Annotated in this window: 9 protein-coding genes; 3 read left to right on the top strand and 6 right to left on the bottom strand. The window is 45.2% G+C overall.

All coding sequences use genetic code 11. The features are described from left to right. Window positions 1–29 precede the first annotated feature (29 nt). Genes H5336_RS02100 through H5336_RS02110 form a run of 3 tightly spaced genes read left to right on the top strand, consistent with a single transcriptional unit; the run spans window position 30 to window position 3,696 of the window. The gene (locus H5336_RS02100; RefSeq protein WP_313555818.1) at window positions 30–2,792 is read left to right on the top strand and encodes a tetratricopeptide repeat protein; all 2,763 of its coding nucleotides are present in this window, start codon (window positions 30–32) and stop codon (window positions 2,790–2,792) included. Next, complete coding sequence (locus H5336_RS02105) at window positions 2,785–3,408, top strand: tetratricopeptide repeat protein (protein ID WP_185230966.1); 624 nt, start codon at window positions 2,785–2,787, stop codon at window positions 3,406–3,408. The genes H5336_RS02100 and H5336_RS02105 overlap by 8 nt, the downstream gene beginning before the upstream one ends. A gap of 3 nt (window positions 3,409–3,411) precedes the next feature. Beyond that, window positions 3,412–3,696 (top strand): hypothetical protein, encoded by a 285-nt coding sequence (locus H5336_RS02110; protein ID WP_185230968.1) that lies wholly within the window; start codon window positions 3,412–3,414, stop codon window positions 3,694–3,696. On the opposite strand, the gene H5336_RS02115 is transcribed toward H5336_RS02110, so the two are convergent. From H5336_RS02115 to H5336_RS02140, 6 genes are all read right to left on the bottom strand, one after another. Next, window positions 3,680–4,900, bottom strand: a complete 1,221-nt coding sequence (locus tag H5336_RS02115; protein WP_185230970.1) for a TIGR02270 family protein — start codon at window positions 4,898–4,900, stop codon at window positions 3,680–3,682. The two genes, H5336_RS02110 and H5336_RS02115, sit on opposite strands and share 17 nt — an antisense overlap. Before the next feature lie 362 nt (window positions 4,901–5,262). Beyond that, on the bottom strand, window positions 5,263–6,252 hold the full coding sequence (locus H5336_RS02120; protein ID WP_185230972.1) for a DUF2169 family type VI secretion system accessory protein: 990 nt from the start codon (window positions 6,250–6,252) through the stop codon (window positions 5,263–5,265). A gap of 19 nt (window positions 6,253–6,271) precedes the next feature. Next, window positions 6,272–7,033, bottom strand: a complete 762-nt coding sequence (locus H5336_RS02125) for a DUF6484 domain-containing protein (RefSeq protein ID WP_185235821.1) — start codon at window positions 7,031–7,033, stop codon at window positions 6,272–6,274. Window positions 7,034–7,052: 19 nt separating this feature from the next. Next, entirely contained in the window at window positions 7,053–9,047 is a 1,995-nt protein-coding gene (locus tag H5336_RS02130) for a type VI secretion system Vgr family protein (protein WP_185230974.1), read from the bottom strand. Window positions 9,048–9,333: 286 nt separating this feature from the next. Next, complete coding sequence (locus H5336_RS02135; RefSeq protein ID WP_185230976.1) at window positions 9,334–9,816, bottom strand: Hcp family type VI secretion system effector; 483 nt, start codon at window positions 9,814–9,816, stop codon at window positions 9,334–9,336. A gap of 667 nt (window positions 9,817–10,483) precedes the next feature. Beyond that, window positions 10,484–12,370, bottom strand: a complete 1,887-nt coding sequence (locus H5336_RS02140) for a ShlB/FhaC/HecB family hemolysin secretion/activation protein (protein ID WP_185230978.1) — start codon at window positions 12,368–12,370, stop codon at window positions 10,484–10,486. Window positions 12,371–12,412: the final 42 nt, after the last annotated feature.

The raw sequence follows: 12,412 nt of genomic DNA on the forward strand, positions 1-12,412 counted from the left end.
ATACAGAACTCCGAACAGCTTGTTTTTTTGTGCTAACTCTCGCAATTACGAGCTGCTCCACTAATGAAAAAAAACACACGCTGGCCGAACTGGATGTGAGCGACAGTAAAAACACCCATGCAACGGTGTTCGTAAAGCCAAAATCGGAAGCCGAAATAAAAAAAGCTTATTACGAATATATTCGCAACGCCTCACAAGCAGACCAATCCCGCCAGGCCGCTATTAATCGCATTGCCGCTATGGAGCTTAACCTAACCAATAAAATTCTCGCAGATAGTGATTCTAATGAAAACGAAGACATTACCGATAGGTTATATCTCGAATCACTGGAGAAAGCCGCTAATTTACTGTCCACTTCATTGCGTGATTTCCCCGATGCGTCTAACAATGACAACACCCTGTATCAACTTTCACGAACCCAAGACCAGCTCGGGCGCGGTGACTTAGCTGTCGCCAACCTAAAGACCTTGGTCAGCAAGTATCCTGAGTCGCCATTTTATGCGGAGGCTCAATTTCGGCTGGCCGAACATGCCTTTGTTTCCGGCGACTATATAACCGCCGAAGATGCCTATACCGAAGTAATTCTTACCTCTAGCAACGATCGCTTTTACGAAAAATCACTTTTTAAGCGTGGCTGGACACGCTATAAGCAAGAGCTATATGACGAGGCCGTTGACGACTACCTACAAGCATTAACTTACCACCGATTTGCCGACATCGAGAAATTGAACAAAACCGAACGCGATCAGTTCGACGAATATTTTCGAGCGATTGGCCTAGTATTTTCACATTTGCGCGGAGCCCGAAGCTTAAACGAATACTTTGCGGACCAGACCAATTTCAAATACCTTTACCATACCTATACGGTAGTGGCCGACATTTACGTCAAGCAGGAACGTTTTTCCGATGCAGCAGAGACCATGAAGCTCTTTGTTGAGGATCACCCAAGTGCAGTAGAAGCACCGCTGGCACAATTAAACATGGTTACTATTTGGCAGCAGGGTAATTTTACCGACCGCCTGCACGAACAAATAGAAGTACTCTATACCGCCTATAATCCAACTTCCGCCTACTGGAAAGAAAACCCCAACAATTCTGCACAGAAAGAAATTCAAAATACCTTACGCGACTACATTGTAAAACTAGCCGCCTTCCATCACAGTCAGTACCAAAAGAGCGGCAAAAAAGCACACTTCAATAGTGCGAACATATGGTACTCACGCTACATAAATCACTACGAGCACTTCGCCCGGCAGGACAAAATTTACGCTCGCTATGGCGACCTGCTCGCGTCTGGCGGCATGAAAGGGCAAGCTCTTAGCTACTATGAAGAAGCAGCCTACGATGGTGAACTGGTACTTGATAAAAAGGCCGCTTATGCCACAGCCACACTCTCCAACGAACTCTACAACACAGCCACAAGCGCAAGTAAATCTAATTGGCTGGCCAAACATACCGAATACGCCTATCGCTATGCGAGCCTATACCCCGAAGATCCCGGTGTTGGAAATATTATTGCCAATGCTGCACAACTAAGTTTCGCCGCAAAAGATTACGAGCGTGCCATTAAGCTAACTCAACTGTATAAACCTAGCGGAAAAAATCGGCAAGATTTCGTGATCGGCAACATTAAGGCAAGATCTTTTCTCGATTCCGGCGACTACACCGGCGCGGAATCCGCATTTACCGACCTCCTCACCGAGAACAAACTGTCCTCTGGTGAACGTAAAAAAGTTCAAGACAGTATAGCCTTGTCGATCTACAAGCGAGGCGAGCAGGCCAAAAGCGAAGGCGATATAGAATCCGCTGTGCATCACTTTGGTCGAATTGTACAGCGCTACCCACAGTCTGCTGTTGCCGCAACGGGCTTATACGATGCGGCTTCACTGTCGATAACAAATGAACTTTGGGGCTCCGCAATCTTTTATTACGAAAGCTTTCAGCAGCTTTTCCCTAAACATAAGTACAATAAAGAAGCCACTCGCCAACTCTCCGTGGCCTACCTTAAATCCAACCAAAAAGACAAAGCCGCAAAGCAATTTGAGCAGCTCGCACGTGGCGATGAAAGTCGCGAAGTTAAAATGGCGGCGCTCTGGCAGGCAGCCCAACTATACGACGAGCGCAAAGATATAGATGCAGCCATTCGTTCCTATCGTGAATATGCGCACGCCTTTAAAGAGCCGTACCCGCAAAACATGGAGGCTATGCATCGTTTAACAGCGCTTTACAAGCAAAAACGTGATTCACAAAAACGCTACTTCTGGCAAACCAAAATTAAAAATGCAGATGCACGCGCAAGTCAGCGCGTAAAAACTGATCGCACTAATTTCATTGCTTCTTCCACGGTCCTGGATCTGGCAGAACAGCAAAAACAGGACTTCACCCGTACGCGCTTGGTCGAGCCCTTAGCGACAAATTTAAAGAAGAAAAAGAAGCAAATGCAAGCCGCTATAAAGTTGTACGGCCAAGCCTCAGCCTACAAAATCAGCGAGGTTACCACCCAATCAACGTTTCAAATTGCCGACATTTATCAAACCTTTAGTGTGGCGCTACTCGAATCGGAAAGACCGTCTCACCTTAATGGTGACGAGCTGGAACAATACAATATTTTACTGGAAGACCAAGCGTTTCCGTTTGAGGAAAAAGCCATTGAGTTTTATGAAACAAATCTCTCAAGAGTTAAAGACGACACCTATGACCAGTGGATTTCAACCAGCCATCAAAAGCTTATAGAGCTCTTCCCTGTGCGGTTTGATCGTAAAGTAAAAGTAGAGGCGTTTTACAATGAATAATGTGTTTTTGGCGAACCCTCGGTTCCTATTATTAGTGTTGTGCGCACTGTTGGTATCCAGCTGCGGAACGACCCCACAGCAAACTCCAACACAAGAACAAACCAGCAACGCACCGACGTTGCCGACACAAAGCGGAACGCTGTCAGCATCACAAAAAGTGGAGTTTCAGCATGCTATTACAGAAATTGGAAAAGAGAATTACAAAAAGAGTATAAAAACACTTACCCGGCTAGATAAAAAAGGCAGCTATTACCCGGTAAAACTTAATCTTGCGTTGGTATATTATAAAACTGAAAATTTCGACAAAGCCGAAACTTCTCTCCAGCAAGCACTTAGCCTAAACAATAAAGACGCCAAACTCTACAATTTGGAAGGTTTGCTAAAGCTGGAAAAGCACGAATTTAAGGCTGCTGAAAAAGCATTTGCGCAGGCCGTTGCGCTTAACAAAGACTACGCATTGGCATACTACAACCTTGCACTGCTGTACGACATTTATTATCAAAATATTCAGCAGGCATACAAATACTATTTAACCTACCTTAACCTTATTGACTATAAAGATGAGCAAACACTGAATTGGGTAGAGCAGCTCAAATACTCCTTGGGAGATGGGTAATCCATGAAAATTATGATTTTATTATTATTCGCTCTGCTGAGTAGCAGCGCCCTATTACACGCAGCTGAAGACCGCGTAGAATTAGATACTACTTTTATTAAAGGCAACACCGAGCTGCCAAAAATCCTATATGTTGTACCCTGGAAAGATCTTGATGGAAAGGCAATAGGCCATCAGAAACTGCGATTACACAGCCTGTTTGGTGATCTGTTCGACCCGGTAACCCCTCTTCCTCCGGGTAAAATGCCCATAGCCACTGAGGTGCAAGCGCCTAAAACGGATGGCTAGCGCTGGTATTCACAAGTATCTGCCCGGTATGGCGAATAGACAGTTCAAGTGCAGCCGCATGGCGGCTACGCTGAAAACCATGTAAAACGGTAGTGCGCAGGAAGTCATCACTAAGAGGCTTACCTAGAAAATAACGATTACCCAGCTTAAAGCCTTGGCCATACTTCTGCCAAACTACTGCCAGTTTTTCCACACAAGGCCAGGCCAAATTTTCGTCTTCGTTAATCTCTCCGGGGTCCATGTCTTCTTCCAGAGTTTCTATACTGGGGATTTCCAGAGCTAAATCGTGCTCCTCTAAATCTATACCTGAGATCAAAGAAAAGGCTTCTCCAGCTACACGTGCCACCCGCAGGGTTTTCATCATTTCAATTAACCATGGCATCGCCTGGGGGTCACCCAACACACCGGTTGCTCGAATAATGGCCCTCGCATTTTCATCGCTGTTGGACATATTCGATATCCACTGGCGTGCGGTGTCCATTGGCAAAACTCTAAACGCTAGCTCTATCGCTTTCTGCTGCAAAGGCCCAGGCGAATGAACAAAGCCTTCCAACTCCAAGGCCAGATGTAATTTACCCATCATAACCAATGACCAAATTGCCCAAAAGCGAATGCAATCGTCGTCGGATAATCGAGCAATTTCCAACTTATCGATTAAATCCCGGCGTTTAAGTTCACCCGCAATGCGTATACTTCGCGCGTACAGGGGCTGGTCTGCTATACAGTCTTCTCGCTCTAAAATTCTGGTGAGGTAGTCGGCTGGGTCTTCCCGCCTTACACTACAGGCCGCTATCGCTAGATGTTTGTGCGCAAGGTCCTTGCTCGTGAAAAAGCGTTTAATCCAGTCATGGCAGAGCTTTCCTGGTAACCAGCCCATCGCCGACACAAACCCTTTAAACGTTGCATCGTTGACAACCGCCAAGTCGACAGACTGCTTTATTTTTTCCACTTCGAGACTACGAAAAGCCGTGACAGCGAGCAGAAACGCTTCGCCCCCCTCCTCAAATTCTGCTGCACGCAAACACAATGGCCACGCACGACTAAGGGAAGCAAGAATGCCATCAAGATGCTTATCGATGCGGGACTCCAGCGACACGATATCGCTGGTAAGGTAATGGGGCTGATCTACTGCAACAGAGCGCAACACCCAAAGAAATGCAGCATCATCTATATGCTGTTCAATTATATGCCGATACGGATCCACTTTTTCGCCTTTGCGTGCCCCGCTGCTATCCGATGAACGTCTTTATAGCGTGACTCTCGGTATCTGCAGTACTACACAGGCCCTTGCCTTCACGCGTCACATTTAAAGATAAAGAGTACATCATAAATTCATATTCGCTTTTAGTTTTACTGTTCACTATTCCGTTCAACTTTAATCTCCGCCACAATCTCCGCCACCGACAATTATTCTACAACTTGCACCTTCAGCACATACTTTTCAAACGGAACTGCTGTTTAACAACGGTACTGCGCACCATAGGGCTATTGAACTGACCGCGGAAGGCTGTAACACGCGCCATTCATTCTGGAAACGCGTTAACGCTGTTCACAAGCAACAGCCAACTATTTCGACATTTTTACTGTCATAGAGCGAATTTTTTCACTTGCCCTATTACAGCCAAACTCACTCTTCCACACAACCTGTAACTTTGAAGCCGCTGGCTCTATAATCAGCGTTTCTAGGTTAAACTTTACTAATTCACTACTATCTTTTAAAGATACCTGACAGGTAAGGTTAACCGCTGGCACTACCGAGTTAAAAGCACCAGCGTGGCTCATTCCCGTAACAACAATAGGTTCTCCACCAAGGAGAAAACCCTTATTAACTAAGGAGGGGTGAGCAACGTTGGCAAAGCCAACATTGTAATCTAGCGGTAAAAAAGGCGCTCGCGTTGTCGACCATACATCATCATAAGTACCCGCCAGGCTTGCCCTCGGCTGCCAGCCCGGTGCTATTGGCCCAAACCCAACAGGTAAAGGCCGCGACTTAGGTTCAGAGATTAACGCACTGGGTAATTCCAAGTTGGGTAAAGCTGTCCCGTCAGGAACATTATTATTGACCCAGAAACCTTTACCAACCGGGTTTCTAGCTTCGAATTCAATTTCCCCGGTGCTAGATTCACAGCACCCACCGAAGGCGTTTTCGTAAAGAATCGGCATTTCCGTAAAGCCTTCAGGCTCACTTATGTGGCCCTCACGCCATACGCGATTACCGAAAACCATAATCGACTGGCGGATGTTGCCAACAGCGGCAGACACCTCCATCCTACGCATAGTTCTTCCGTCAGGCCCACATGCACTGCCTGTAACAATAATATCGGTGGCGGGTTTTACCGGCAAAAAATCCGAGGTAGCTTTTAAACTCGTATGCTCGGGCTCACCCCAAAATTCATCGGTCTCCTGAGGCGGCAACTGCTCATCGGCAAGATTTAATCGCCCTTCTTGCAATTCGAAGGAAGCTTTAACAATGACGTAAAGCGTGTCCTTACCTTGGGGGTTAGGAAAGACAGTAAACGCAGCAGCAAAAGGCGTATGATTTTCCAGCTGTAACATTCACTTAATACCTAATAGCCTAGTTTACCTGAACCGAACCACCCAAAATACGGTTAACACCACTTGAACGACTCAGGATGTACTTGCCCCGCAATATCACTTTGCCCTGACGAGTTAAGGTAATACTGGCCTCACCGCATTTAAGCACAACCTCGTCTTTACCCTCTAGGAACAACTTCTTTTCCTGATCGGCATCAACCTTGACGGTTAGTGGGGCCTCTGGCTCGCTTGGGAAAACACCCTGGTCTTCGTTACTATCTTGGGTACTAACATCTTGGGTACTAACATCTTGGGTACTAACATCTTGGGTACTAACATCTTGGGTACTAACATCTTGGGTACTAACATCTTGGGTACTAACATCTTGGGTACTAACATCTTGGGTACTAACATCTTGGGTACTAACATCTTGGGTACTAACATCTTGGGTACTAACATCTTGGGTACTAACATCTTGTGCGCCAACATCGTCTGCTACAGTCAAGAATGACTCTAGGCTACCATGAATAAAACCCGTGATTATTGGCTGGCATAAATCCTGATCGAGAAACATTAATACGGCCTGACGGCCAATATAAGAAGGCTTTAGTGGTTGTGTGGTTTTGGCGATACGACTGTCAAACACCTCACCACCAACAGAAAAACTTACTTTCGCTTGCCCTTCTGCGGTAATGCCGACTAAATCGCCTAACACTACCTCCCCGGCCGCCAAAGCTTGGCTGGCTGATGAAATGCTCTCTGTTTCCGTATAATTACTGGTATCTGACAACTCTTCTTTCACTTAAACCATCCAAATAGAATCAATTGGATTCTACCTTGCTGCCTTTTATAACAACTTTACCAGAACCTTTCAGATTAATGTTTTTACCGGAAATTGTAATATTACCATTAGACTCCATCACAATTTTTGCGGAACCGGTTTGTAACGTAATTTTCTTGTCCGCCTTCATTTCAATTTCTTTAGCCGACAAACCATATTCTTTGGTTACTTTTTCTACATAGGCGCCGCTCACCGATTCCTTTAAGTCTTTACCTACAGAAATAGTCATAGCACTACCAATGCTTTCGCTATGGTCACCGCCTACATCGAGCGACTTGTTCTTTCCAATATTTTCCGAATGATTTTCGCCAACACTGATATCTTTATTTTTTGCAATCGATTCCGATTCATTCTTACCAACCGACTTGGTTCGATCTTCACCAATACTGGAGCTTTCATTCTTTACAACGGTTTTCGTGCGGTTGTTATCAACTGTCAGGGTTTCATCATTCTCAACCTCGGTATCGAGGTTTTTCTCGGCGTGTATGTAAATTTGTTCCGAGTCTTTTTTATCGTCGAAGCGCAGCTCATTCGAATTAGAGCTAGTACCGTCTTTGGTCGAACGCGTTCGAAAACCACTCTGAGTTTTTGACGAAAAAGGTGGTTTGTTTTTTCCGTTGTAAACCGAACCAGTAACAATCGGGCGATCGGGATCGCCATCCAGAAAATCGACGATAACTTCATGGCCAATGCGCGGAATAAACGAAGCGCCCCACTGATTACCCGCCCAAGATTGCGTTACGCGGAGATAACATGAACTGTTTTCGTCTTGCTTTCCTTCTCTGTCCCAAATAAATTGGACCTTTATACGATTATATTCATCGACATATATTTCTTCGCCCGATGGCCCAACCACAACCGCAGATTGTGGACCACGCATAACCGGCCTGTAGTGGCGTAATCTTGGGCGAAAATAGACGGAAGACGGTATGCATTGAAAGGTATTACTGTAGCCAGAACCGTTTTGGCTATGCATGCCGTAACTGTGTTCGTAGGCGTTAACCGTTACAGAGACGAGAATATAGTCCCCTTTTTCGGAAGCGGCTTCATGCTTGGCTAGGGCAAAACGCCCTCCCGCATAGAAACTTGCACAATCACTTGCTCCCAATACAGTATTTTTATCAGCTTCCTCTGCATCGAGGCGAATTTTAACCAAGTCCGCACCGGCCGTATGCTCGTACAAACCAGGGTATTCGTAATGCTCAAAGCTTTTATTGTTAGCAAATTTACTGCCTGTAGCCGCATTTGCCGTTAGATCTTTTGCAGGCTCTTTAAAATTGTAATCGTTAAGGGTCCACTGCCCCTTCCGGAATGCATAATTGTGACGCCATTCATTAATATGTGTGTCCCCGGTGGAACCGCGGGAATATTCGAGCTTGGTTTCAGGCACTTCATCGTAGGCGTTTTTCTGGTCTACCAATATCAGCTTGTGTTTTTTCTCTTCATGCTTGAAGTAATAGGCGATGCCCTCTTCTTCCAAAAGACGAGAAACAAAATGAAAATCGCTCTCATTGTGCTGAATACAATATTCTCTGGCTAAACCACCTTGAGCCTTAAATTCATAATCGGAAAAACCCAAATCATCGAAAATCTGGCTAACAATTTCTTTAGTGTTTTTTTCTTGAAAAATTCGGTGATTGTTCGTTCGGTCTAAAAACCACAACCACGGCACCATCTGCATATGATACTTACGAAAGGTGGCACCTTGTCCCTGCCCAACAATCTCACCATAGGTAAACTTAACGATATACCCGTGAAAATGACGGCCATTTTCATCATTGACCTTAGCGGTACAGGTTTTACCCACGATATCGTCGGGATCTATATCCAGTGTTTCTGAAAGACAAACAAGATCAAACCTAAAAAGGTCCGATATATGATCCTCACCAGAAATATCTGTAAGAAGGAGTGTGTCGTTTTCGAACGAAAACTGACTGATGGATAAAAAACGGTTTTCCTGACTGAACTGACCCATATTTACCGCCGGCTTCCTATTCACCTCTGCACTGGCACTGCACTCAGCACAATCTCTTTGACAGTATTAAGCTGACCCAAGACAGCCTACAACAAACGCGCCAAATAGGTGCCCGGTAAGAGGCATAATTAGCTAAGTCATACACAAATCAGACAACGGAATTGGGCCTAGTGCCCCACCCTAGAACGTCCTCAAGCAAATGCAAGACTAGCACTAGAATAGACAACCCCTGAGAAACCATAAAGATTTCCCAGAGATTTGCTTAACACGAGTTGCTAACTCAGATTTACTGAGGCTTAGCACCTTTAAGATCGTAACCAACGCGCTGTGGGCTAGAACCCTTGTTGGTTGCGTCGAAGTCGAGGTAGTTAACTTCAATGCTACAGAAGCTGATGGTGATACTCTCAAGAGGATCGCCTTCGGAGCTTGCGCTAACAGTGTATCCACTAACCAGACATTCGCTAAGCGTGTAAGTCATAAACTCGGTTACTTTATCGGAACCGGTTTGGACAAACTTGATAAGAACTTTCTTACCTTCAGAAACACTGGTAGCTTCTTGGAAAATTGAAGTACAAGAGTTATCAGCTGGCTTAGTTAGCGTTACTTCGCTGAATGCAGGACGGCTGGCTTCTCGGTTTGCACAATTACCAACTTCCATTGTAAGGGAGCGACCAACGCCGAAACTGAAAGTATCTACAGACAGGTGGTCTTTGTAACCGTCAGCTGTAACATTACCTTTAATACCTTCCCATTCAATGTATATTGCCATTAACTATCTCCTAATTTGTTTATTTTAAATCACAACCGAATTGGTTCTTCGATACTAAAAATGGCGCATATACTTGGCGCTATAACACGGCGAATATAAATGCCAAAATTATTATAATTTGTGTCTGTCCTTGTACCTTTACATAGTTTATGCAAACGCTTGAGACTGATCGGATATTATCCTAATTCTGCTATCTAAACAACGAAGCGACTGAAACACTCTGTCGCTCGTTTCGCTTATTTTCAAGCACAAAGCCGATTCAATCAAACGTATTTTTAATACTAGCCCCATAGATAACCAGACAAACTCTCGCTTCGTGACACAGGTCACAAGTTCACGGCTTTATTAGGCCCTCTACGAGGGGAACTCAACCTTTAGTCGCTAGCTTTTTGACTGGAAACAAATTCGACACAGCCTAAAGTCTTAGTTTTAAATGTCACTCTAGATGTCGTTTTGCCCGCCATAATAACCCAGCCCTCTGGCGCCCAGTTGCCACACTTAACGTCAGCCCATTAAATCATCAGCGTAAAATCTATGTGCTTCGCTTAAACCCAGCGACCCACAATAACGTGTCAAATTTATCGTCAACATTACGGCCAAACGCGCGTAACCTAGATAATTGAGAACGCTGAAAAGGCTCGTATTGTCCTAGGCTCAGCACTTAACGCTAGAAAGCCAATTGAAGCTCGAAAGACAACTTGCTACTCGGCGTTTCATCCTGTAATTCACTGATTTGATCTTCCAGTACTCTGCCGTAGGTTACACCACCGCTAAAGCGCGAATGATTCATTTTAATACCAATGCCCGCATCGGCTAGGGTACCGGTAATCTCCCCTTCACCACTCCCTTCCTGAAGTGGGTGAATAACACCGTAGGCCGTATCAAAAAATACGAATGGCTGAAATACCCGGCTAATGCTTTCACCGAAAAGGGTTTGCCCTCCAAATTTGGGGAAAGAGAAAATCCAGTCTGCACCAAAATACAAGCCATCATCCGACTGAAAACCATTAACGCCAAACGACCGGGCGCGGCTGGGGCCGGTTAGGTTAATTTGATTGAGGTTCGACAAACCTTCACCGGCATACTGTCCATTAGCCTTCCACAGCCAGCGGGTCTCATAATTTGAAAAAGGCAGCTTAAAAAAGTTAAGCATCGAAACATCGAAAGTCACAAAACTTTCAGAACCCGTGGTTTCGCCTTCAAACCCACCGAGTTCATGAATTTTTGCTTGATGGTAAGTAATATTACCCAGATATAAATGTCGCCACTTTTCATTGAGTAAATCGAAATTGAACCCCAACGACGTTTTGTTTACATCCTCTTCCGTAACACTCGCCTGAGTATCCAATTGAGTATCAATATCCATATATTTAAGCTCGGTCGAATAATTGCTCACACGGCTCCGCTGAAAGATATAGCGCATACTGGCATCGGCTACTTGCGATTCGCCGGTAAAAAACGTAGCCCCCACACCACGGAGATTACGAGAAACAAAGTCGTTGTTGGAATAACCAACGCTTGCCCGCCAGCGGGGGTTTAATATGAATGAGTTGTAACGAAAGGCGCCATAGGTACTTTGGTCTGGGTTATAGGTTTTTAACACCCCTAGGTAGACTTCGTCACCTATACCAAGCGGGTTATGCACATACACATCAACATAGGCGCGATTTTTCGAGGTGCTTTCCGAGCCATGATTATCCAGGCGAAGGTTTACCGTCGTCCATTTTTCTTCATTAACTTTCACCGTCATACGGGTGTCGCCAACTTGCGTGCCTGGCGACAAAAACCCTTGCGCTCTGAGCCCGGGTATATCGTTAATAAGCGTGAGCGCTTCATCTATATTTTCGTTAGTTACAGGTTTATACATGTCGCGCTTAAAGGTACGTGCAATCATATTCCTCGAAACGCGCTTGTCTCCCTCTACGTCTATTTCTCCCAATTCGCCCAGCAGTAACGTTAAAGTCACCACCCCATCGCGCACCTCTTGCTTTGGAATGTAGGCCTTCGCCAAAATGAAACCATTCTCACGGTAGAACTGGGTTATGGTATCGGCCACAGTTTCAATCATACCCAGCGTAACGCCCCTATTACGCAGCTGTTCACGAATCAGAAAGACAAACTGCTGAACCTCAACGGGGCCAACGTGCCGATCTTGAGTGCTCCTTTCCATTTCCATAAACAGCTTAGAGAACTCGCCCAACTCGTCTAACGTAAACCCGGAGTCAGTGTAATCACCCTCCTCCATAATATCGAAGCGAATAGCTTCAATGCGTTTAACAATTTCCTCGCGGGTAATACCCAAGTCTGGGTATTCCACAACACCTTGCAACCGAAACTCTTTAACATTTAATCGTGGCCCAGCTTCTGGGTCGGGGTCGCGATCTCTTACCGCAGGAATATCCAAGTCCATCAACATGGTTTCGCGCTCGTAGTCCGGCACTTGGGTGGTATCTGGCATCTCCAAAAACCCCTGAGACCAGGCAACCTGAACATTCAATACAACAACCACAACTAGCGCGTTAAAACAGAACGCAGCAAAATTCTTTAACATCATAGGGCTACTAAATTTTTTATGTTTTTAGGAAGCTTTTCAACT

Origin of the sequence: Teredinibacter franksiae (genome assembly GCF_014218805.1) — a bacterium.
In the GTDB taxonomy this organism is placed as follows: Bacteria; Pseudomonadota; Gammaproteobacteria; order Pseudomonadales; family Cellvibrionaceae; genus Teredinibacter; species Teredinibacter franksiae.